Origin of the sequence: Mesorhizobium sp. WSM4306 (assembly GCF_007003975.1) — a bacterium.
Lineage (GTDB): Bacteria > Pseudomonadota > Alphaproteobacteria > Rhizobiales > Rhizobiaceae > Mesorhizobium.
In genome coordinates, this window is record NZ_VFTC01000018.1 from 113,022 (window position 1) to 134,955 (window position 21,934).

At 63.9% G+C, this 21,934-nt stretch carries 17 protein-coding genes; 13 read left to right on the top strand and 4 right to left on the bottom strand.

The genetic code is table 11. From position 1 onward, the window contains the following. The first annotated feature begins 12 nt into the window (after positions 1 to 12). The 6 genes from FJV77_RS20865 to FJV77_RS20890 all read left to right on the top strand — a co-directional run bounded on the left by FJV77_RS20865 (position 13) and on the right by FJV77_RS20890 (position 6,735). Positions 13 to 1,254: a lytic murein transglycosylase gene (locus FJV77_RS20865; RefSeq protein WP_142868520.1), complete on the top strand. Its 1,242-nt coding sequence runs from the start codon at positions 13 to 15 to the stop codon at positions 1,252 to 1,254. Positions 1,255 to 1,515: 261 nt separating this feature from the next. After that, the gene (locus tag FJV77_RS20870; protein WP_142868521.1) at positions 1,516 to 3,153 is read left to right on the top strand and encodes an ABC transporter substrate-binding protein; all 1,638 of its coding nucleotides are present in this window, start codon (positions 1,516 to 1,518) and stop codon (positions 3,151 to 3,153) included. Positions 3,154 to 3,171: 18 nt separating this feature from the next. Continuing rightward, positions 3,172 to 4,233, top strand: a complete 1,062-nt coding sequence (locus FJV77_RS20875) for an ABC transporter permease (protein ID WP_142868522.1) — start codon at positions 3,172 to 3,174, stop codon at positions 4,231 to 4,233. After that, positions 4,230 to 5,150 (top strand): nickel transporter permease, encoded by a 921-nt coding sequence (gene nikC, locus FJV77_RS20880; protein ID WP_142868523.1) that lies wholly within the window; start codon positions 4,230 to 4,232, stop codon positions 5,148 to 5,150. Before FJV77_RS20875 ends, nikC begins: the two co-directional genes overlap by 4 nt. Beyond that, positions 5,147 to 5,992, top strand: coding sequence for an ABC transporter ATP-binding protein (locus FJV77_RS20885; RefSeq protein ID WP_142868524.1), 846 nt, complete (start codon positions 5,147 to 5,149; stop codon positions 5,990 to 5,992). The genes nikC and FJV77_RS20885 overlap by 4 nt, the downstream gene beginning before the upstream one ends. Beyond that, positions 5,989 to 6,735: an ABC transporter ATP-binding protein gene (locus FJV77_RS20890; RefSeq protein ID WP_142868525.1), complete on the top strand. Its 747-nt coding sequence runs from the start codon at positions 5,989 to 5,991 to the stop codon at positions 6,733 to 6,735. The genes FJV77_RS20885 and FJV77_RS20890 overlap by 4 nt, the downstream gene beginning before the upstream one ends. Before the next feature lie 202 nt (positions 6,736 to 6,937). On the opposite strand, the gene FJV77_RS20900 is transcribed toward FJV77_RS20890, so the two are convergent. From FJV77_RS20900 to FJV77_RS20910, 3 genes are read right to left on the bottom strand one after another with little or no spacing between them, the layout of a single operon-like run. Beyond that, entirely contained in the window at positions 6,938 to 10,027 is a 3,090-nt protein-coding gene (locus FJV77_RS20900) for an efflux RND transporter permease subunit (RefSeq protein ID WP_142868526.1), read from the bottom strand. Next, positions 10,024 to 11,109: an efflux RND transporter periplasmic adaptor subunit gene (locus FJV77_RS20905; RefSeq protein ID WP_185970383.1), complete on the bottom strand. Its 1,086-nt coding sequence runs from the start codon at positions 11,107 to 11,109 to the stop codon at positions 10,024 to 10,026. Before FJV77_RS20905 ends, FJV77_RS20900 begins: the two co-directional genes overlap by 4 nt. After that, positions 11,106 to 12,236 carry an efflux RND transporter periplasmic adaptor subunit gene (locus tag FJV77_RS20910; RefSeq protein WP_142868527.1) on the bottom strand — a complete coding sequence of 377 codons (1,131 nt, stop codon included), beginning with the start codon at positions 12,234 to 12,236 and terminating at the stop codon, positions 11,106 to 11,108. The genes FJV77_RS20905 and FJV77_RS20910 overlap by 4 nt, the downstream gene beginning before the upstream one ends. Positions 12,237 to 12,492: 256 nt before the next feature. Between FJV77_RS20910 and FJV77_RS20915 the strand changes: the two genes are divergently transcribed. After that, complete coding sequence (locus FJV77_RS20915) at positions 12,493 to 13,770, top strand: 4-aminobutyrate--2-oxoglutarate transaminase (protein WP_142868528.1); 1,278 nt, start codon at positions 12,493 to 12,495, stop codon at positions 13,768 to 13,770. Positions 13,771 to 14,070: 300 nt separating this feature from the next. On the opposite strand, the gene FJV77_RS20925 is transcribed toward FJV77_RS20915, so the two are convergent. Next, positions 14,071 to 15,324 carry an FAD-dependent oxidoreductase gene (locus FJV77_RS20925; protein WP_142868530.1) on the bottom strand — a complete coding sequence of 418 codons (1,254 nt, stop codon included), beginning with the start codon at positions 15,322 to 15,324 and terminating at the stop codon, positions 14,071 to 14,073. Between the two features lie 492 nt (positions 15,325 to 15,816). Between FJV77_RS20925 and FJV77_RS20930 the strand changes: the two genes are divergently transcribed. Genes FJV77_RS20930 through FJV77_RS20955 form a run of 6 tightly spaced genes read left to right on the top strand, consistent with a single transcriptional unit; the run spans position 15,817 to position 21,728 of the window. Beyond that, positions 15,817 to 17,109, top strand: a complete 1,293-nt coding sequence (locus tag FJV77_RS20930) for an imelysin family protein (protein WP_142868531.1) — start codon at positions 15,817 to 15,819, stop codon at positions 17,107 to 17,109. Between the two features lie 60 nt (positions 17,110 to 17,169). Beyond that, positions 17,170 to 17,481, top strand: coding sequence for a (2Fe-2S)-binding protein (locus tag FJV77_RS20935; RefSeq protein WP_142868532.1), 312 nt, complete (start codon positions 17,170 to 17,172; stop codon positions 17,479 to 17,481). Further along, on the top strand, positions 17,447 to 17,932 hold the full coding sequence (gene bfr, locus FJV77_RS20940; protein ID WP_142868533.1) for a bacterioferritin: 486 nt from the start codon (positions 17,447 to 17,449) through the stop codon (positions 17,930 to 17,932). Before FJV77_RS20935 ends, bfr begins: the two co-directional genes overlap by 35 nt. Positions 17,933 to 17,944: 12 nt before the next feature. Further along, a complete protein-coding gene (locus tag FJV77_RS20945; protein ID WP_142868534.1) occupies positions 17,945 to 19,546 on the top strand; it encodes a di-heme oxidoredictase family protein in 1,602 nt (533 codons plus the stop codon). After that, entirely contained in the window at positions 19,546 to 20,619 is a 1,074-nt protein-coding gene (locus tag FJV77_RS20950; protein ID WP_142868535.1) for an imelysin family protein, read from the top strand. The genes FJV77_RS20945 and FJV77_RS20950 overlap by 1 nt, the downstream gene beginning before the upstream one ends. A gap of 2 nt (positions 20,620 to 20,621) precedes the next feature. After that, positions 20,622 to 21,728 carry a DUF1513 domain-containing protein gene (locus FJV77_RS20955; protein WP_142868536.1) on the top strand — a complete coding sequence of 369 codons (1,107 nt, stop codon included), beginning with the start codon at positions 20,622 to 20,624 and terminating at the stop codon, positions 21,726 to 21,728. The last annotated feature ends 206 nt before the right edge of the window (positions 21,729 to 21,934 follow it).

The following is a 21,934-nucleotide window of genomic DNA, read 5'->3' on the forward strand; positions in this document are numbered from 1 at the left end:
GAGGGTGCTGAGATGACTGCATTCCTTCGCGCCGTTACGCTTCTCGCATCCCTTATCGCCCTGCTTTTTGTAGCTCCCGCCTCCGCCGCCAAAATCGACGACCAGTTCCGCGCCTGGCTGCAGACCGACCTCTGGCCCGAAGCAAAAGCCAAAGGCATCTCCAAATCCACCTTCGATGCCGCCTTCGACGGCGTGAAGCCGAACCTCAAATTGCCCGACCTCGTCCTACCCGGAGAAAAGCCCAAGACCCCGCAAAAGCAGCATCAGGCCGAGTTCGGCTCGCCCGGTGCCTATTTCGCCGAAAAAACGGTGCGCGCCGTCACATCAGGTGGGCGAACGCGCGAAGCGGCCAACGCCAGGACGCTGGCCGCCATCGAGAAACGCTACGGCGTGCCGGGTGAAGTGCTGTTGGCGATTTGGGGCCGCGAGACCGGCTTCGGCGCCGCGAAAATGCCTTACGACGCGTTCGAGGTGCTGGGCACCAAGGCGTTCATGTCGACCAAGAAGGATTTTTTTCGCACCGAAGTGCTGGCCGCCCTTGAGATCGTCGAGCGCGGGCTGGCCCAGGTCGGCGCCATGAAATCCTCCTGGGCCGGCGCGCTCGGCCAGCCGCAATTCATGCCGACCTCGTTCCTGAAGCATGCCGTCGATTTCGACGGCGACGGCCGGGCCGACATCTGGAATTCGACTCCCGACGTGCTGGCCTCGATCGCCAACTATCTCGTCCATTATGGCTGGGTGAAGGGTCGCGGCTGGGGTTTCGAGGTCACGGTGCCGGAAAGCGTCTCCTGCTCACTCGAAGGCCCGGACCAGGGCAAGAAAATCTCAGCCTGGGCGGCGATGGGCATCAGCCGTGTCGGCGGCAAAGCCTTTCCGGCCAGCGAGCTGAAGGCCGAAGGCTTTCTGCTGATGCCGGCCGGGCGCAGCGGTCCGGCCTTCATCGCGACGCCCAATTTCTACGTGCTGAAACAGTATAACACCAGCGACCTCTACGCCCTGTTCATCGGCCATGGCGCCGACCGCATCGCTCACGGCGATGCAGACTTCGCAGGCAAATGGGGTCCGGTCGGTGGCCTGCATCGCTCCGACATCGCCGCGCTGCAACGGGCGCTGGAGGCCAAGGGCTTCGATGTCGGCAGCGCCGACGGTCTGCCCGGCTTCAAGACGCGCCGCTCGATAGGCGGCTGGCAGGCCAAAAACGGCCGCGCCGCCACCTGCTTTCCCGACGCCGATCTGGTCGCCGCGATCAAGTAGTACGGACATGAGTAGATTTTTCCCGATCGGCGGCTGCAATTGGCCGGCCCATGCTTCGACGCGCGTGGCCTATTCCGCTCCAATGGGCCGGCTCATAAATGTCCGTTGCCGGTTGGAGGGCCGCCGGATAGGGTGTTGACCAAATGGACAAAAACCAACACGTTAGGGGTTGAACGGCCGTCCTCCGGCCGCGAAAAAGAACGCTGCAGCCCTGAGCCGGGAACTCGGGGTCAACAATCAACAAAACAGGGAACAATCACCATGATGATGGAAAAGTTTGCTCTACGCTCGCGCGCATTGCTCGCAGGAGCCGCGCTGTCCGCGCTGCTTGTGGCGCCGGCCTTTGCCGTGACGCCCGCCGACACGCTGGTCGAAGGTTTTGCCATCGACGACATCATCTCCATGGATCCGGGCGAGGCGTTCGAACTGTCCACCGCCGAGGTCACCGGCAACACCTATGATTTGCTGGTCCGCCTCGACCTAAGCGACACCTCCAAGGTCAAGGGCGATCTCGCCGAAAGCTGGACCGTCTCCGACGATGGCTTGGTCTATACATTCAAGCTCAAGCCTGGCCTGAAATTCGCCTCCGGCAATCCGATCACAGCCGCCGACGTCGCCTATTCGTTCGAGCGCGCCGTTAAGCTGGACAAGAGCCCGGCCTTCATCATCGGCCAGTTCGGCATCAGCGGTGACAACGTCACCGACAAGGCCAAGGCTGTCGACGACACTACCTTCCAGTTCACCGTCGACAAGGCCTATGCGCCGAGCTTCGTCTTGAACTGCCTCTCGGCAACGGTTGCTTCCGTGGTCGACGCCAAGTTGGTCAAGGAACATGTCGCCGCGGCCACGCCGAGTGCCGACTACAAATGGGACAACGACTTCGGCAATGCCTGGCTGAAGACCGGCTATGCCGGCTCCGGCCAGTTCAAGCTGCGCGAATGGCGCGCCAACGAAGCCGTCGTCATGGAGCGCAACGACAACTACAATGGCGAGAAGGCCAAGCTTGCCCGCGTCATCTATCGCAACATGAAGGAGAGCTCGGCGCAGCGCCTGGCACTCGAAGCCGGCGACATCGACGTTGCCCGCAATCTCGAGCCGAACGACCTCGACGCCATCGCCAAGAACGCCGACCTGACCACCACCAGCGCCCCGAAGGGAACGGTCTTCTACATCAGCCTCAACCAGAAGAATCCGAACCTCGCCAAGCCGGAGGTGCGCCAGGCGTTCAAGTATCTCGTCGATTACGACGCGCTGAGCTCGACCATCCTCAAGGGCATCGGGGAGATCCACCAGTCCTTCCTGCCCAAGGGCGATCTTGGCGCCGTCGACGACAATCCGTTCAAGCTCGACGTTACCAAGGCCAAAGAACTATTGGCAAAGGCCGGCCTGCCGGACGGCTTCAAGGTGACCATGGACGTGCGCACCGGCCAGCCATACACGGGCATGGCGGAATCGATCCAGCAGACGCTCGGCCAGGCCGGCATCAAACTGGAGATCATCCCCGGCGACGGCAAGCAGACGCTGACCAAGTATCGCGCCCGCAATCATGACATCTATATCGGTCAGTGGGGCCAGGACTATTTCGATCCGAACTCCAATGCCCAGACCTTCGCCTCGAACCCTGACAATTCGGATGCCGGCAAGTCCCACACGCTCGCCTGGCGCAATTCGTGGGACATTCCGGACCTGACTAAGCAAACGGAAGCAGCACTTCTGGAGAAGGACGCTGGCAAGCGCGCCGACTTGTATAAGGATCTGCAGCAGAAGATCCTCGACACCAGCCCCTTCGTGATCATTCACCAGCAGCTCGAAGTGGCCGGCCTGCGCAAGAACCTCAAGGGTTTCGCGCTCGGCCCGAGCTTCGACAGCAACTTCGTCGGCCCGGTCTCGAAAGAGTAATGCCCACGGGCGCACCGTATGAGCGCGATTGAAAACCAGGGCGGGCGCGGGAGCCCCCCCGCCGTCGCAATTGCATCGGCGATCGGCCGCTTCCTGGTCATCGCGATCACGACCTATCTTGGCCTGCTCGCGGTGACCTTCTTCATCGGCCGCGTTATCCCGATCGACCCTGTGCTGGCGGTGCTGGGTGACAGGGCGCCTCTCAATGTGGTCGAGCGCACTCGCCGCGAGATGGGGCTCGACCTGCCGCTCATCGAGCAGTTCTATATCTACGTGAAGAATGCGCTGAATGGGGATTTCGGCACTTCGGTACTGACCACCAATCCGGTCATGACCGACATCCGTCGTGCCTTTCCGGCAACCATCGAACTCGCGACTTTGGGCACGCTGATCGGCTCGGTCATCGGCGTGCCGCTCGGCGTTCTGGCCGCCGTCAAACGCGGCAGCGTCATCGATCAGATCGTGCGTGTCATTGGCCTGATCGGCTATTCCGTGCCGATCTTCTGGCTGGGGCTGCTCGGGCTCGTGCTGTTCTACGCCAAGCTGCAATGGGTGGCGTTCCCGGCGCGTCTCGACGTCGTCTACGAATACACCTTCACGCCAATCACCGGCTTCTATCTTCTCGACGCGGCTATGCAGGGCCAGTGGGACGTCTTCTACGACGCCTACCGCCACATCATCCTGCCGGCGGGACTGCTCGGCTACTTCTCGCTGGCTTACATCAGCCGCATGACGCGCTCCTTCATGCTGAACGAGCTGACGCAGGAATACATTGTTGCCGCGCGCGCCAAGGGCCTGTCCGAGACGCGCATCATCTGGGGCCATGCGCTGCGCAACGCGGCCGTGCCGATGGTCACGGTCATCGCGCTGTCCTATGCAGGGCTGCTCGAAGGTTCCGTGCTGACCGAGACTGTGTTCTCCTGGCCCGGCATCGGCCTCTACATCACCAATTCGCTGCAGAACGCCGACATGAACGCCGTGCTCGGCGGCACCATCGTCATCGGCTCGGTGTTCATCGGCATCAATCTCCTGTCCGACCTGCTCTACAAGGTGCTTGATCCGAGGACGAAGACAGGATGAGCGCCGAGGCAATCCAGACTCGCCGCGAGTGGCTGCTCAGCGATCGGCCGGTTTCGCGCATGCAAGCAAGGCTCGGCCGCGCCTATGTCGCCTGGCGGCGCTTTTCCGCCAACCGGCTGGCATTTCTTGGCCTGCTCATCATCATCGCGCTGCTGGTCGTGGCGGCCTTCGCCGATGTTCTGGCGCCTTACTCGCCGACCATTGGCGATTTGAAGAATGCGCGTCTTTTGGCGCCGAGCGCGGCGCACTGGTTCGGCACCGACGATCTCGGCCGCGACATCTATTCGCGCATCCTCTTTGGCTCGCGCTGGACGCTCTATGTCGTCATCCTTGTCGCCATCATCGCAGCGCCCATCGGCCTGCTGGTCGGCACCGTCGCTGGCTATGCCGGCGGCTGGACCGATGCCATCCTGATGCGCATCACCGACATTTTCCTCGCCTTCCCCAAGCTGATCTTGGCGCTGGCCTTTGTCGCGGCACTTGGCCCCGGCATCGAGAACGCGGTGCTGGCCATCGCCATCACCTCATGGCCGCCCTACGCTCGAATTGCCCGCGCGGAAACGATGACGGTTCGCAATTCCGATTACATCAAGGCGGTGCAATTGATGGGCGCCTCGCCATTCAGGATCGTGCTGCGCCACATCATGCCGCTCTGCATTTCCTCGCTGATCATCAGGGTGACGCTCGACATGGCCGGCATCATCCTCACCGCTGCCGGCCTCGGCTTCCTCGGCCTCGGCGCGCAACCGCCGCTGCCGGAATGGGGCACGATGATCGCGTCCGGCCGCCGCTTCGTCCTCGACCAATGGTGGGTGGCCGGCGCGCCCGGCTTTGCCATCCTGATCGTCAGCCTCGGCTTCAACTTGCTTGGCGACGGTTTGCGCGACGCGCTCGATCCAAGGAGCGGGGACCAATGAGCAGCGCGACAGGCACATTGCTGGAGGTCGACGACCTGCGCGTCGATTTCCCGACCCGCACCGGCCTCATCCAGGCGGTGCGCGGCGTCTCCTTCTCGCTTGGCCGCGAACGGCTCGGCATTGTCGGCGAAAGCGGTTCGGGCAAGTCGCAGACCGGCCGCGCCATCATGGGCGTTACGCCGCCGCAGGCGCTGGTGACGGCGAAGAAGCTCGCCTTCGATGACGCCGACCTCCTGGCCATGCCGGCCCGTCAACGCCGGGCTTTGCGCGGAAACCGCATCGCCATGATCCTGCAGGATCCGAAATATTCGCTCGACCCGGTGATGAGCATCGGCCGCCAGATCGTCGAGACGCTGCGCACGCATGAGAAAGTTTCCAAGGCCGAAGCGCGCGAGCGCGCGCTTGCCATGCTGGAAGCCGTGCAGATCCGCGACCCGGCGCGTGTCTTCGACCTGCATCCGCACGAGGTCTCCGGCGGCATGGGCCAGCGCGCCATGATCGCCATGATGCTGATCGCCGGTCCGGAACTGATGATTGCCGACGAGCCGACTTCGGCGCTCGACGTCACCGTACAGCTCGATGTGCTCAACATTCTCGACAGGCTGGTCGGCGAGCGCGGCATGGGGCTGATCTTCATCTCGCACGATCTGCGCCTGGTCTCCTCCTTCTGCGACCGGGTCATCGTCATGTATGCCGGCAAGGTGGTGGAGCAGATCAAGGCGTCCGAACTCCGCGACGCCCAGCACCCTTACACGCGCGGCCTGCTCAACTGCATGCCCAGGATCGGTTACGAACGCCATCCGTTGCCGGTGCTCGACCGCAAGCCGGAGTGGGCGGCATGACATCAGCCATTTCCATTGAGGGGCTGGAGGTGGTGTTCGACCGCTTCCGCGCGCTGAAAGGCGTCAGCCTCGAGGTAAAGTCAGGCGAGTCCTTCGGCCTGGTCGGCGAGAGCGGCTCCGGCAAGTCGACGCTCCTCAAGGCGATTGCCGGTCTCGTGCCGGCAGCGTCCGGAACTATCACCGTCAACGGCAAGACGCTGGGCGCGCGCCGCGACAAGGCCTTCTATCGCGAAGTGCAGATGGTCTTCCAGGACCCTTATGGCTCGCTGCACCCGCGCCAAACCGTCGACCGCCTGCTGCAGGAGCCGCTCGCCATCCACGGCTTTGCCGACGGCGAACTGCGTATCCAGCGCGCGCTGGACGAGGTCGGTCTCGGCAACGGCTTCCGCTTCCGCTACGCGCACCAGCTCTCCGGCGGTCAGCGCCAGCGTGTCGCGATTGCCCGCGCGCTGATCCTCGAACCATCGATCCTTTTGCTGGACGAGCCGACCTCGGCGCTCGATGCCTCGGTTCAGGCCGAGGTGCTCAATCTGCTCGAAGAGGTTCGCCGGCGGCGCAAGCTCACCTTCCTGATGGTCAGTCACGACCTCGCCATCATCACCCATATGTGCGAGCGGCTGATGGTGATGCAGAGCGGCGAGGCGGTGGAAACACTCAACGCCAGCCAGCTGATCGCGCACCGGGTGAGCGCCGACTACACGCACAATCTGCTCCGGGCGAGCGAGGGGTTTGTGCGGGGGTAGCTGGCAACTATCGAAGCCCAGTTCCTTCGCGCCCCCCTCTGGCCTGCCGGCCATCTCCCCCACAAGTGGGGAGATTGGCCGTCATCACGGCTTTCGCCAATCTTCTACGTTGAAAGACGAACGCGGCGCGGGAAACCGCTGATCTCCCCCCTCGTGGGGGAGATGTCCGGCAGGACAGAGGGGGGCGCGACAGAACGCTACCCTATGTCTCCGCAACAGCAGGGCTATCGACCACACCGTTATCCGCCTCCACCCTAGGCTCCTTGATCCGGAACCACGTCACATAGAGCGCCGGCAGGAACAGCAGCGTGATCGCGGTGCCGGCGATGATGCCGCCCATCATGGCGTAGGCCATCGGGCCCCAGAACACTTCGCGCGCGATCGGGATCAGCGCCAGGCTGGCGGCCGCGGCCGTCAGCGCGATCGGCCGCATGCGGTGCTCGGTCGCTTCGATCACGGCTGCCCAGCGGTCCGTGCCTTCGGCGACGAGGTCCTCGATCTGCACGATCAGGATCACAGAGTTGCGGATCAGGATGCCGATCAGCGCCAGCACGCCGAGAATGGCGACGAAGCCGAGGGGCGCGCCGCTCGGCACCAGGGCCGCGACCACGCCGATTAGCCCGAGCGGCGCCACCGCCACCACCAGGAACAGCCGCTGGAAGCTTTGCAGCTGGATCATCAGGATGGTCGCCATGACGAACAGCATCAGCGGCACGACGGCGGCGATCGGTCCCTGGCTTTTGGCGCTTTCCTCGACCGAGCCGGCCGTCGCCACCGAATAGCCCGGGGGCAGCTTGGCGATGAAGGCGTCGACCGACGGCTTCAATTCGTTCACGACGGTTGCCGGCAGCACGTCGCCGACCAGGCCGGCGCGCACGGTGATCGTCGGGATGCGGTTGCGCCGCCATACCGTCGGCTGTTCGAGGTCGTAGCGGAAGTTGGCCACCGCCGCGAGCGGGATCGCCTCGCCATTGCCGGTCGGCAGCTGCATGTTCTGCAGCGTGTCGATCGAGCCGCGCTCGGCCTCGCGCGAGCGGGCGATGACGTTGATCAGGTAGGTGGCGTCGCGCACCTGGGTGATGGTGGCGCCGCCGACCGTGCTGTTCAGCGCACTGGCGATGTCGGACGAGGTGATGCCGAGCTGGCGCGCCTTGTCCTGCAGCACATCGACCCGCAGCACACGCTGCGGCTCGTTCCAGTCGAAAGTCGGCGCCGCGAGCTTCGGATTGGCCGACATCAGGCCGGCGACTTGCTGCGCCAGTTCCCGCACCGTCTGGATATCGGGTCCGCCGACGCGGTACTGCACCGGGCGCCCGACCGGCGGCCCGAGCTCAAGCGGCTTGACGAAGGCATCGGTGCCAACAAACTCCTCGCGCAGCAGCTTTTCAAGCATCGGCTTTAGCCGGTTGCGTGCCTCGATGCTCTTGGTGACGATGACCGTCTGGCCGAAATAGGGATTGGCCGGCTGCACGTCGAATGAGAGCAGAAAGCGAACCGCACCCTGGCCGACATAGGACGAGAAATGGTCGATATCAGGGTTGCCGGCCAGCGCGCGGCCTTCGAAACGCTCGATCTGATCGCGCGTTTCGGTGACCGACGAGTTCTGCGGCAGGTTCCAGTCGACGATCAGCTCCGGCCGATCGGAAGGCGGGAAGAACTGCTGCTGGACGAGACCGAAGCCGGCTATCGAACCGGCAAACAACAGCACCGTGACGATGATGGTCAGCCAGTGATGGCGCACCGAACCGACCAGCACGCGCCGGAACCCGCCGGTGAAACGTCCGGGCTTTTCGTGATGCTGCTTCATCGTCGCCGGCAGGATGGTGACGCCGAGCAGCGGTGCAAACAGCACCGCCACGATCCATGACACCAGCAGCGACACCGCGATGACGACGAACAGCGTAAATGTGTATTCGCCGGCGGCGCTGTTGTTGAGGCCGATCGGGATGAAGCCGGCGACCGTCACCAGCGTACCGGTCAGCATCGGGAAAGCAGTCGAGGTGTAGACGTAGGTCGCCGCCTTGCGCAGATTGTCGCCGACCTCCAGCCGCGCCACCATCATCTCGACCGCGATCATGGCGTCGTCGACCAAAAGGCCGAGTGCGATGATCAGCGCGCCGAGCGAAATGCGCTGCAGCGATATGCCGAGATAGGCCATGACCGTGAAAGTGATAGCCAGCACCAGCGGGATCGACAGCGCCACGACGAAGCCGGCGCGCATGCCGAGGCTGATGAAGGACACGGCAAGCACGATGGCGACCGCCTCGGCCAGCGCGCGGGTGAAGCCCGAAACTGCCTCCTCGACGATCACCGGCTGATCGGCGACCAGGTGCACGCCGACGCCGACCGGCAGGTCGGCCAGCACCTCGTCCATTTTCTTCTCGAGTGCGGCGCCGAATTCGAGCAGATTGGCGTTGGGCTTCATACCGATCGCGAGACCGATCGCGTCTTGCCCGTTGAAGCGAAACAGCGCCGTCGGCGGGTCGGCATAGCCGCGTCGGATCGTCGCCACATCGCTCAGCCGAAAGAAGCGGTCGTTGACGCGCAGATTAATGCCGCGCAGGCTCTCCTCGGAGGTGAACTGGCCGCCGACCCGCACGCTGACGCGCTCGGGTCCGGATTCGACGACGCCCGACGGCGTGATGGCGTTCTGCGCCTGCAGGCTGGCCACGATCGCCTGCTGGTTGAGGCCGAGGGCTGCGATCTGGCGGGTCGAAAATTCGAGATAGATGGCTTCGTCCTGGGCGCCGACCAGATCGACCTTGCCGGCATTGGGCACAGTCAGGATCTGGGTCCTGACTTCCTCGACATAGTCGCGCAACTGGCGCGGGCTCAGCCCGTCCGAGGTGAAGGCGTAGATGTTGCCAAAGACGTCGCCGAAGCGGTCATTGAAGAACGGACCCTGCACGCCTTGCGGAAATTGGGGCGCGATGTCGTTGACCATGTTGCGCACCTGGGTCCAATTCGCAACGACATCGCGCGCCTTGGTGGTGTCCTTCAGGTTGACGAAGATGACGGTCTTGCCGGCGGTGGTGACCGAGCGGGTGAAGTCGAGGCTGTCCAGTTCCTCGAGCTTCTTTTCGATGCGATCGGTGACCTGCCGCACCGTCTCGTTGACCGAGGCGCCCGGCCAATTGGCCTGGACGATCATGGTCTTGATGGTGAAGTTCGGATCTTCCTCGCGGCCGAGATTGAGGTAGGCGAAGATGCCGGCGATGACGAAGACCAGCATGAAGTACCAGACCAGCGAGCGGTGGTTGAGCGCCCAGTCGGAGAGGTTGAACCCCTTCATGACGCCCCTCCTTGTGGAATCTTGACCTTCTGGCCGTCCACCAGGCTGTGGACGCCGGCGGTGACGACGCGCATCCCGGCCTCAAGTCCTTCGGCGACGATGAAGCTGGCGGCGCCCTTCGAGGCGATCTTGATGTCGCGCGTCGAGACGCTCGATGTCTTTTCATCGACGATCCAGACCTTGTCGCCGCCATTCTTCTGCAGCAGCGCCGACAGCGGCAGCTCGATCGTCGGCGCCACCTTGGCTACCCGTGTCGCCGTCACCGTCGAGCCGAGCCGGAAGGCCTGCGGCGGATCGGTGAGCGTCAGCTTGACGCGGCGGCTGCGGGTCGAACTATCGGCCTGCGGCGCGATCTCGCGCAATGTCGCTTCTGTCTGGATCGATGGCAGCGATTGCAGGATGACTTCGAATGGCGTGCCGACGGCGAGGTCGCCGGTCAACTGGTCGGGAATGTCGACCACCGCCTCGCGCAAATCCGAACGCGCCACGGTGACGATGGTTTGCCCAGCAGAAACTGTCTGGCCGACCTCGGCGCCGGTGGCGGTGACGACGCCGTCGAAGTCCGAGAACAGCCGGGCATAGCCAAGCTGCTCCTGCGATTTGGCAAGCGCTGCCTTGGCCCGCTCGACGCCGGCTTCGGCCGCTTGCCTGGCCTGCTGCGCGGCATCGAAGACGGCCTGCGAGGTGTTGGCCGCGGCGAGCAACTGGCGCTGGCGGTCCTCGCTGGCGGCGGCGTTGGTGAATTGCGCCTCGGCATTGGAGAGTTCCGCCTTTGCCGCCTGGACCGCAAGTTCGAGCGCCGTCGGATCGAGCGTGGCGATCGTTGTGCCCTTGCTGACGATATCGCCGACCTTGACGTCGCGCGAGACGACCCGGCCGAGCAGGCGGAAGGCGAGGTCGGCGCTGACCTGCGGCTCGATGGAACCGGCAAAGCCGAAGGTCTGCGTCGTCTGCGGCTCGATCACCATCGACAGCACCGGCCGGATGATCTCGGGGGGCCTTTCCTCCGACTTCGAACAGGCAACGAGCATCGCAACTGAAAACAGAGCGGGCACGAGAAGCAGGATACGCAGCCGCCTCATTGTCCGACTCCCGAGATTTCAACCGTCTGTCCGGGGCTGAGCAGCTGGCCGCCGGCGGTGACGACGCTTTGGCCGGCCTCCAGTCCCTTGTCGACGACGACCACGCCGGAATCGAACGCCAGCACATTGACCAATGTCGACGTCACTGCCTTGGACGAGGGGTCGACGACCCAGACGGCCGGCTTGCCCTCGATCGAGGTCAGCGCCTGCCACGGCAGGATGACCGCCTTCGCCGGCCTGGCGTTGACCGAGCCGATGACGGTGGCGCCGAGCGGCATGCCGGCCGGCGTGTCGGCAATGCCGACCTTGACCCGGACCGACCCCGAAGCCGGATCGACCGCGGGAGAGACTTCGCGCACCTTGCCCAAGGCCTTCACCTGCGGGTTGGCCAGCAGCGTAATCGTCACCGAAGGCGATGGCGCCGTTTTGGCGACCAGCGTTTCCTGGACATTGAACACCGCATCGCGGTCACCGTCCTCGGCGACGGTGAAGACGGTCTGTGCCGCCTGCACCACTTGCCCGGCCTCGACCTGGCGGGCGGTGATGACCCCGGCGGCACCCGCCTTGAGCTCGGTAAAGGACAGGTTCTCCCTGGCGTTGGAAAGCGCGCTCTGCGCCTGATCGACACCGCCTTGGGCCACCTTCTGCGCCTGGTCGGCCGCATCATAGTCGCGTCTGGTGGTGAATCCCTGGGCAAGCAGCGTCTTTTGCCGTTCGAAGGTGGCGGCGGCCTGGGTCAGTTGCGCCTGCGCTGCGTCGAGATCGGCCTGCGCCGAGCGCAAATCGGACTCCTGTTCCTGCGGATCAATGCGGGCAAGCACGTCGTCCTTGCCGACATGCTGGCCGACATCGACGAGGCGTTCGGCGACGCGGCCGCCGACGCGGAACGACAGATTGTTCAGCGTGCGCGCCGCGATCACGCCGGTCAGCGAGGTCCTCGGCGCATAGTCGGCCATCGCCACCGTCTCGGTGCGCACCATGATCGGCAGTTTCTTGGCGGCCGCCTCCTGCTTCTGGCAGCCGGCCAGAACGAGCGGTGCGATCGCACAGACTAGAAGGATCGGGGAAAACGAGAAGAGGCCTGAGGCCGATGAATGCGGGGCGGACGATGTCGCGTTTCTGCTCATAGGGTCCCTCACCGATCCGGAACGCTCATGACGGGTGAGCTGTCACAGACATCGGGAGGATAATCGATCCCAAGGAAAAGGAAACCGATCTCGTACGCGTATCGGTCAGCGGGTTAGGACCTGTCGACGTGCCGTGCACCGACGGCAGGCCCAATCGCCGGGCGATGGTGCCGACTTGAGGAAAACGTGAAATAAGACCAGAACAGGCTCGAGACCTGTCAAGCAAGAGCGGGCGCCAGCCCGGCGAGGGATGACCATGAAGAACGCAGCCATTTCCGAACGCAAGAACCAGTCGATTTCGCGCGGCGTCGGCATGACGACGCAGATCTACGCCGACCGCGCCGAGAATTCGGAGATCTGGGACGTCGAAGGCCGCCGCTATATCGACTTCTCCTCCGGCATCGCCGTCGTCAACACCGGCCATCGCCACCCCAAGGTGATCGAGGCGGTCAAGGCGCAGCTCGACCGCTTCACCCACACCTGCCACCAGGTGGTGCCTTATGAGAGCTACGTCAGGCTGGCCGAACGGCTGAACGCCATGCTGCCCGGCAAGTTCGAGAAGAAGACCATTTTCGTCACCACGGGCGCTGAAGCCGTCGAGAACGCCATCAAGATCGCCCGCAACGCCACTGGACGCCAGGCCGTCATCGCGTTCGCCGGCGGTTTCCACGGCCGCACCTTCATGGGCATGGCGCTGACCGGCAAGGTCGTGCCTTACAAGGTCGGCTTCGGCGCCATGCCGGGTGACGTCTACCATGCGCCGTTCCCGGTACCGCTGCACGGCGTGTCGGTCGCGGATTCGCTGGCGGCGCTCGACAGACTGTTCAAGGCCGATGTCGATCCGGCCCGCGTGGCCGCCATCATCATCGAGCCGGTGCAGGGCGAGGGCGGCTTCTATGACGCGCCGCGCGAGTTCCTGACGGCGCTGCGCAAACTCTGCGACCAGCACGGTATGCTGCTCATCGCCGACGAGGTGCAGACCGGCTTTGCCCGCACCGGCAAGATGTTCGCCATGGACCATCACGAGGTTGCGGCCGACATCACCACCATGGCCAAGAGCCTGGCCGGCGGCTTCCCGCTGGCGGCGGTCACCGGCCGCGCCGAAATCATGGATGCGCCCGGCCCCGGCGGCCTCGGCGGCACCTATGGCGGCAGCCCGATCGGTGTCGCTGCAGCACACGCCGTGCTCGACGTGATCGAGGATGAAAAGCTGTGCGACCGCGCCAACACGCTGGGCGCCCGGCTGAAGCAGCGGCTGCAGGCGATCCGTGACGACGTGCCCGAAATTGTCGATATAAGGGGCCTCGGCTTCATGAACGCGGTCGAATTCAACGACGTCAAGAAAGGCCTGCCGTCGGCCGAGATCGCCAATGCGATCCGGCTGAAGGCGCTCGACAAGGGCCTGATCCTGCTGACCTGCGGCGTCTACGGCAACGTCATCCGTTTCCTTGCCCCGATCACCATCCAGGACAACGTCATGAACGAGGCGCTCGACATCCTGGAAAGCTCGATCCGCGAAGTCTGCGCGGCTTGAGACGCGCTTGCCTTCTCCCCGTTCACGGGGAGAAGGTGCCGGCAGGCGGATGAGGGGCGGCGCAGACGCTCTAAATTGACGCCTATTGCCAATACCAGTTGTCCGCCGATTTACTCTGCGCTCGCTTTCGCAATTCAGCGAAATAGCCATCATCAACCGGAGGACCCGGCTCGGATGACGCGCCCTTAAGGAGGAGATGTCGAAGCCGTTGACGGTCTTGATCGCGGCGGATCAACTCACTGAGATATTCGCTGCTCACGGGGTAGCTCCTACTCGTTGCTCGGACACGACCCTTCAAAACTAGCCCGCAGCCCTTGCTGGCTCATCCTGCTGAAACGCCGCCAGCGCAGCCTTCAAACCATCAGGCCCCTCTGCAACCGTCTGCGGCGTTGGCGAAAATCCGGCGCCGAGCATCTTGCGGCCGAGCATGTGATCGCCCGGGCGGTTGACCGATTCGATGCCGAGCAGCCGGTTGCCGGCATAATGGTAGATCGAGAACTTGTTGTCGCCGAGGTCGCCCAGCACGACATGGCTGTCGCCGCCCGAGGTCAGTCCGACCATCTGCAATTTCATGTCGCCGATGTCCGACCAGAACCATGGCACCGCCGCATAGGCGTCGGCATGGCCAGTGATCGTGCGCGCGGCGAGCCGCGCCTGGTCGGTGGCGTTCTGCACCGATTCCAGCCGCACGTCGCCGCCGGTCGACCAGTGGCGGTAAGAGGCAGCGTCGCCGATGGCAAGGATGTCGGGCACTGATGTGCGCATCTGCTGGTCGACACGAATGCCGTTGGCGACGGTCAGACCTGCAGCCTGCGCCAGTTCTACATTCGGCACGGCGCCTATGCCGACAATGACCATGCGCGCCGGCAGCCTTTCGCCGGTGGAGGTGATGGCGGCGCTGACATGGCCGTTTTCGCCCTCCAGCCTGGCAATCGTGGTGCCGGTGAGGATGCGCACGCCGATCGTTTCCAGCCGCTGGCGGACATGGCTCGCCACCACCGGCGCCACGGCGCGGCCGAGCAGCCGGTTGACGGCTTCGACCACGGTGACGTTTCGCCCCGCCGCTCGCAGCGTCGCCGCGATCTCCAGTCCGATGAAGCCGCCGCCGAGAATGACGACATCGTCGCTCTGCGCACTGAGCTCGCGGATCAGCCGCGCATCGGCGATCGAGCGCAGCGACAGCACGCCCGAGAGGTCCGCGCCCGGCAGCGGAAGAAGCCGCGGCCGCGAACCGGTGGCCAGGATGAGGCGATCGAAGGCAAGCACACCGCCGCCGGCTACGTCCAGCCTGTGGCCTGCCGTATCGATGCTGTCGATAAGGATGCCTGGCCTGAAGTCGATGGAGCTGCCGGTATAAAAAGCCTCGCCGCGCAAGGGCTGCGGCTTGGCCTCGGCATCCTTGATGAAGGTCTTCGACAAAGGCGGCTTGTGGTAAGGCAGCTCGTTCTCGTCGCCGATCAGCACGACCGGTCCGTCATAGCCTTCCTCGCGCAGGCTGGCGGCCGCTTGCACGCCCGCATGACCCGCACCGACAATGACGACACCGTTCTTCATCGCAACCCGAATTCCTGTTTCAAATCTGAAGCATGATGCCGAAAAGTGTGAAGCGGTATTCGGACGACATCATGCTTCGATTGTGAGCCGTTCCGCCAGATGGCGATTGTCTGCCGCCGTCGCAAGAGCCCCGGTCCGGGTCGCACCCGGAATGGTCGTCTGTCAATCTCGGTGTCTCTCATCCTGGCTGCTGGTGATACGATTTAAAGTTGATAGTCCTAGTTTAGAATAATTCTAAACTATTGTTTCGATTGAATTTTCTGGGGTCGACCAGTTGACTTCCGGCGCCGCCATCGTTTTATGGAGGCTCGCGCGTCAGCGCATCCCTTTGATGTTTGGGCCTTGAACCCGTTCGATTGGAGGCATTTGGTGTCTTTCTTCCGTGAACCGCGCAGCGGCGCGGCATCCGTTGTGTCCTATGGCATGCCCATGTCCTGGCATCGTTTGGCACGCGCGCCTTTTACCGAATTCCCTTTGAACTGGAGAATGATGATGACAGCACGATATGGCGGCAGGCTGGCTGCGATCGGTGCCACGGCTATGTTGACGGCGGCGGTTTTCATACTGCCGGCCAAGGCGGCAGAGATCGACGCCAAGGCGGTCATCAAGACCTATTCCGACATCGCGCTGGCCAAATATGAGGATTCGCTGACCACGGCGCAGGCCCTCGACAAGGCTGTTGACGCGCTGCTCGCCAATCCCTCGGCAGACACGCTCAACGCCGCCCGCGATGCCTGGAAGGCATCGCGCGTGCCTTACCAGCAGACCGAGGTCTACCGCTTCGGCAACAAGATCGTCGACGACTGGGAAGGCAAGGTGAACTCCTGGCCGCTGGACGAAGGCCTGATCGACTACGTCGCCAAGAGCTATGGCACCGAGTCCGATGCCAACGCGCTCTACACCGCCAATGTGATCGCCAACAAGGAAATCGAGATCGACGGCAAGAAGGTCGACGCCTCGAAGCTGTCGCCGCAGTTCCTCTCCGGCACGCTGCAGGAGGCCGGCGGCATCGAAGCCAATGTCGCCACCGGCTATCACGCCATCGAATTCCTGCTCTGGGGCCAGGACCTGCACGGCACCGGCCCGGGCGCCGGCGAGCGTCCCTACACCGACTATGACCTCAAGAACTGCACCGGCGGCAATTGCGATCGCCGCGCGCAGTATCTGAAGTCGGCCAGCGACCTTCTGGTCTCCGACCTGCAGGAGATGGTCGGCAATTGGAAGGAAGACGGCGCTGCCCGCAAGAACCTTGTCGATGGCGAGCCGAACACCGCCATCTCGGTGATCTTCACCGGCATGGGCTCGCTGTCCTACGGCGAACTGGCCGGCGAGCGCATGAAGCTCGGTCTATTGCTGCATGATCCGGAAGAGGAGCATGACTGCTTCTCCGACAACACCTACAACTCGCATCTCTATGACGCCGTCGGCATCCGCGCCGCCTTCCTCGCCAGCTACACGCGCCTCGACGGCACCGTCGTTTCGGGCCCGTCGGTGCATGATATGGTCAAGGCAGCCGATCCGTCGATCGATAAGGAACTGTCCGACAAGCTCGACGTCTCGGTCGCCAAGATGGAGGCGATCAAGGCGCGGGCCGTGGCCGGTGAGGCCTATGACCAGCAGATCGCCGAGGGCAACACCGAAGGCAACGCCACGGTGCAGGCGGCAATCGACGCGCTGGTCGACCAGACCAAGTCGGTCGAACGCGCTGTCGGCGCGCTGAAGCTGACCAACATCGCCTTCGAGGGCTCCGACAGCCTCGACGCGCCGGACAAGGTGTTCAAGTAAGACCCCAACCAACCACCAGCCAGACGGCGCGGAGGAGGCGCCGTCAGCCAGAGCCAATCCATGCTGATCTGCCATTGCAACATCATCACCGAGAAGGAGATCGAGCAGACAATCGTCGATCTGCTGGATCAGGATCCCTGGCAGCTCATCGTGCCGGCAAAAGTCTATCACGCCATGCACAAGCGCGGCCGCTGTTGCGGGTGCTTCCCAAATGTGGTCGAAACGATCATTAGGGTCACCGAGAATTACCACGCCCGCTCGGAGGCGAGCGGCGTGGACATCGTTTCACATCTGGACCGCGTTAGAGGCCTGCGCGTCCAATACGGGAGCAGAACCCATGAAAGGCGAAAAGCAGATCATAGAGCGGCTTAACGAGGCTCTTTTTCTGGAGCTTGGCGCCGTCAATCAGTACTGGGTGCATTTCCGTCTGCTCGAGGACTGGGGATACGCCAAGCTGGCAAAGAAGGAACGCGCCGAATCGATCGAGGAAATGCACCATGCCGACCGGCTGGTGGCCCGTATCATCTTCCTCGAAGGCCACCCCAATCTGCAGTCCGTGGCGCCTTTGCGCATCGGCCAGAACGTCAAGGAAGTGCTCGAATCCGATCTTGCCGGCGAATATGACGCGCGCACCGCCTACAAGCGTTCGCGCGAGATCTGTGAAGAAGCAGGCGACTACGTGACGATGAAGCTGTTCGAGGAATTGCTCGCCGACGAGGAGGGTCACATCGACTTCCTCGAGACGCAGCTCGACCTGCTGGCCTCGATCGGCGAGGAAAAGTACGGTCAGCTCAACGCCGCATCGGCGGATGAGGCGGAATAGGACCATGCGGGAATGCGGCGCCTCCTAGATTTTCCGCGCCGCTTGCGGCGGGCCGATTGCCTGCTGCGCCTTGGAGACCCACGGTACCAGGCGTTTCGCGGGCTTGCGATCACCATCCTGGCGATGATTTCGTTTCCGGCCCTGGCTGGCGCTCCGGAGCCGGCGGGCCTCGCCACCGGCCGCACCGACCTGACGCCGAAGGATCAGGCTCGCGTCATCGCCGTTGCCAGGCCGACCACCGATTTCTCCAAACCCGAAGCCTTCGAAACGATGCAAGGCGGCGCCGGCACCTCGCGCAAGCAGGTCGACCGCGACGCCTTCTCGCAACCCGCTGAAAACATCACCTTCGAGGAAGAGGGCACCTTCAAACTCGGCAATGCGCTTTTTCGCAAGAACTGGGTGTCGTCGCCGTCCTCGACCCAGGCCTCGGATGGTCTCGGGCCGCTGTTCAACGAGCGTGCCTGCCAGAATTGCCATTTGAAGGACGGCCGCGGCCGTCCGCCGTCAGCCGACAGCCGCACCACCTCGATGTTCCTGCGGCTGGCGCGCGATGCCGGCACAGCGGAGGAAAAGGCCGAGATCACCGGGCACAAAGTGTTGAACTTCCCCGACCCTGTCTACGGCACGCAATTGCAGGAACTGGCGGTTCCCGGGCTCAAGGGCGAAGGCCGCATGCGTGTCGACTATGGCGATGAAAAGGTTCCGCTTGGCGACGGCACCGTCGTTTCGCTGCGCAAACCGAGTTATGCCATCGATGGTCTTGGCTACGGCCCGCTCGACCCGCACACCACAGTGTCGCCGCGCCTGACCCCGCCGATGATCGGCCTTGGCCTGATCGAACAGATCGCACCGGCCGATATTCTTGCCCATGCCGATCCGGACGACCGCGATGGCGACGGCATTTCCGGCAAACCCAACATCGTACGCGACGTCAGCAGCGGCGAACTGACACTCGGCCGCTTCGGCTGGAAGGCGCAAACCGCCTCGGTCCGCCAGCAGGCGGCGGATGCCTTTGACGGCGATATCGGCATTTCGACGCCGGAAGAGCCCAACCATTGGGGCGATTGCACCACGACCGAAAAGGCCTGCCTCGCCATGCCGAACGGCGTCCAGAAGCGGCTCGGTGCGGTCGAGGCGCCGTCGCCGGTGATGGACCTCGTCACTTTCTATTCGCAGAACCTTGCCGTGCCGGCGCGGCGCGATGTCGGCGATCCCGCCGTGCTCGCCGGCAAGAAACTGTTCTACGACATGGGCTGCATCTCCTGCCACACGCCGAAATTCGTCACCATGCGCGGCACGCCCAACAAAGCGCAAGCCTTCCAGCTGGTCTGGCCCTATTCCGACTTCCTGCTACACGACATGGGTCCCGGTCTCGCCGATGGTCAGGTCGTTGGCGAGGCGACGGGCAGCGAATGGCGCACACCGCCGCTCTGGGGAGTCGGGCTCACCAAGACCGTCAACGGCAACAGCTTCTTCCTGCATGACGGGCGTGCGCGTACGCTTACCGAAGCTATCCTCTGGCACGGCGGCGAGGGGCAGAAGGCGCGCGACCGCTTTGCCGCTACCGATGCGGGCGACCGCGATGCTCTTATCAAATTCCTGGAGTCACTCTGATGCTGAAGCGCTTTTTGCCTGCCCTCGCGCTAGCGCTGGCCATGTCCTCCCCGGCATCGGCCTCGGTGAAAGCCTCCGACGTCATCCAGCGCGCGATCGACGGCTTTGTCCGTCCCGCCTATGCCAGTCTGCATGATCATGCGGACGGCCTAGGCAAGGCCATGGACGCGCTTTGCCAGGCGCCTTCGCAGGGCAATCTCGATGCCGCGCATGCCGAATTCTCGGCCACGGTCGCAGCCTGGTCGTCAGCCGAAATCATCGGCTTCGGGCCGATCAAGGAGAACAACCGGCTGGAGCGCATGCTCTACTGGCCGGACCGCAAGAGCATCGGCCTGAAGCAGGTGCAGGCCGCTCTGGCCGCCAAGGACCCGACCGCCAGCGACCCGGCGCAGCTGGCGGGCAAGAGCGTCGCCATGCAGGGGTTAGGAGCGCTGGAGTTCGTGCTTTACGGCGACGGTGCCGAGGCGCTCGCCGGCAAGGACGATCCGTACCGCTGCGCCTACGGCGCGGCGATTGCCAAGAATATCGAGACGATGGCCGCCGACGTCGACGCAGCCTGGAAAAAGCCGGACGGCTTTGCGGCGCTGTGGGCCAATCCGGGACCCGACAACGCGCTCTATCGCGACGGCACCGAAGCGGTGACCGAACTGGTCGGCGTCTTCATCAATGAACTGGAAATGGTCCGCGACGTGCGCCTCAAGGGTTTTCTCGGCGCCAAGCACGATGCCGACAAGCCTAGGCAGGCGATCTTCTGGCGCTCGCAAAACACCGGCCTGTCGTTGGCCGGCAATCTCTCCGGCATCGACACGCTGTTTGAGGCCTCGAAGCTCGGCGACGCGTTGCCGGAGGATGCACGCTGGATGGCGGAATCGATCCATATCCTGCTGGTCAACGGCGTCGCCACCGCGAAGTCGGTCCAGGGCCCGATCGACAAGGCGCTGGCCGATCCGGCCGAGCGCGAGAAGCTCGAGCATTTCGCGCTGATCACCTCCAGCCTGTCAGGCTTGATCGGCACCAGGTTGACGGCCGAATTCGGCCTGACCGCCGGCTTCTCCTCGCTCGACGGAGACTGATCATGAGGACGCCACTGATCGATCGCCGCAATTTTCTGAAGGCCGCCGGCGCCGGCTTCGTCGCGGCAATGGCGCCGCCGGCCTGGGCAAATACGCTCAGCACGGATGCGGTCTTTGCCACCGCCTTCGTCAAGCGCGACGGCAGTTTTGGCGCGGCTGTGCTGTCGGAAGCCGGCAAACTACTGCATGCGATCGACCTGCCCGACCGTGGCCACGACGTCACCTTCGATCCGGTATCGAAGCGCTCCGTGGTCTTCGCCAGGCAGCCCGGCACCTTCGCCGTGGTCTTCGACCACACCGGCCGCGAAGCGCCGCAGACCATTGCCAGCATTACCGGTCGGCATTTCTTTGGTCATGGCGTGTTCTCGGCCGATGGGGCGCTGCTCTACGCCACCGAGAATGATTTCGACAATGCCGCCGGCGTCGTCGGAATCTACGACGCACGCGCCAAATTCAGCCGCATCGGCGAGTTCCCGACCTATGGCATGGGGCCGCACGAGCTTCTGCTGCTTGGCGACGGCAGGACGATCGCCATCGCCAATGGCGGCATCGAGACCCATCCGGACTATGGCCGCGCCGAACTGAACATTGCGACCATGAAGCCGTCTTATGTGCTGGTCGACCGTGTGACCGGCGACCTCATCGAAAGGCACGAACTGCCGGCAGCCCTGCACCAACTGTCGATCCGCCACATCGATGCCGATGCGTCCGGCACCATCTGGTTCGGCTGCCAGTATCGTGGTCCAGGCACCGACCGTCCGCTGCTGGTCGGCCGCGCTGCCCGTGGCAAGGACCTGCAGCTGATCGACATGCCGCAGGACGTGCTGTCCGGCTTCAAGAACTATATCGGCTCGGTCGCGGCCAATCCGGCCGCCGGAACCATCGCCGTGTCTTCCCCGGAAGGCAATTCGCTGGCCGTGATCGACGCCGACAGCGGCAAGATCGTCACCACCAAGGTGCTGGTCGAGGTCTGCGGCCTTGCGCCCGACGGGCCGGGCTTCATGGCGACGACAGGTGCTGGCGAAATCATCGAAGGCAGCGGCACGACGCGCTCCGAGCCCGACTATGTCTGGGACAACCATATGCAGCGCATCGGGGCGGCCGCGTAGTTTTTCCCTTCTCCCCTTGTGGGAGAAGGTGGCCGAGCGAAGCTCGGTCGGATAAGGGGTGTTCCAGGGAACGCCAGCGTCTCACTTCGCTGGAACACCCCTCAACCGTCTCGGCGCTGCGCGCCGATCCACCTTCTCCCACAAGGGTGTTTGGACCGAGGACATCGCGAACAGGTGTGCGAGGACATCGCGAACAGTTTTGCATG

Bases quoted from the DNA above. Each gene is read 5' to 3' on its own strand.
- FJV77_RS20915 (WP_142868528.1), top strand. From the start codon at position 12,493: ATGAAGAACGCAGCCATTTCCGAACGCAAGAACCAGTCGATTTCGCGC.
- FJV77_RS20925 (WP_142868530.1), bottom strand. From the start codon at position 15,324: ATGAAGAACGGTGTCGTCATTGTCGGTGCGGGTCATGCGGGCGTGCAA.
- FJV77_RS20870 (WP_142868521.1), top strand. From the start codon at position 1,516: ATGATGATGGAAAAGTTTGCTCTACGCTCGCGCGCATTGCTCGCAGGA.
- FJV77_RS20890 (WP_142868525.1), top strand. From the start codon at position 5,989: ATGACATCAGCCATTTCCATTGAGGGGCTGGAGGTGGTGTTCGACCGC.
- FJV77_RS20885 (WP_142868524.1), top strand. From the start codon at position 5,147: ATGAGCAGCGCGACAGGCACATTGCTGGAGGTCGACGACCTGCGCGTC.
- FJV77_RS20865 (WP_142868520.1), top strand. From the start codon at position 13: ATGACTGCATTCCTTCGCGCCGTTACGCTTCTCGCATCCCTTATCGCC.
- FJV77_RS20950 (WP_142868535.1), top strand. From the start codon at position 19,546: ATGCTGAAGCGCTTTTTGCCTGCCCTCGCGCTAGCGCTGGCCATGTCC.
- FJV77_RS20955 (WP_142868536.1), top strand. From the start codon at position 20,622: ATGAGGACGCCACTGATCGATCGCCGCAATTTTCTGAAGGCCGCCGGC.
- FJV77_RS20910 (WP_142868527.1), bottom strand. From the start codon at position 12,236: ATGAGCAGAAACGCGACATCGTCCGCCCCGCATTCATCGGCCTCAGGC.
- FJV77_RS20905 (WP_185970383.1), bottom strand. From the start codon at position 11,109: ATGAGGCGGCTGCGTATCCTGCTTCTCGTGCCCGCTCTGTTTTCAGTT.
- FJV77_RS20935 (WP_142868532.1), top strand. From the start codon at position 17,170: ATGCTGATCTGCCATTGCAACATCATCACCGAGAAGGAGATCGAGCAG.
- FJV77_RS20875 (WP_142868522.1), top strand. From the start codon at position 3,172: ATGAGCGCGATTGAAAACCAGGGCGGGCGCGGGAGCCCCCCCGCCGTC.
- FJV77_RS20930 (WP_142868531.1), top strand. From the start codon at position 15,817: ATGACAGCACGATATGGCGGCAGGCTGGCTGCGATCGGTGCCACGGCT.
- FJV77_RS20945 (WP_142868534.1), top strand. From the start codon at position 17,945: ATGCGGCGCCTCCTAGATTTTCCGCGCCGCTTGCGGCGGGCCGATTGC.
- nikC (WP_142868523.1), top strand. From the start codon at position 4,230: ATGAGCGCCGAGGCAATCCAGACTCGCCGCGAGTGGCTGCTCAGCGAT.
- bfr (WP_142868533.1), top strand. From the start codon at position 17,447: ATGAAAGGCGAAAAGCAGATCATAGAGCGGCTTAACGAGGCTCTTTTT.
- FJV77_RS20900 (WP_142868526.1), bottom strand. From the start codon at position 10,027: ATGAAGGGGTTCAACCTCTCCGACTGGGCGCTCAACCACCGCTCGCTG.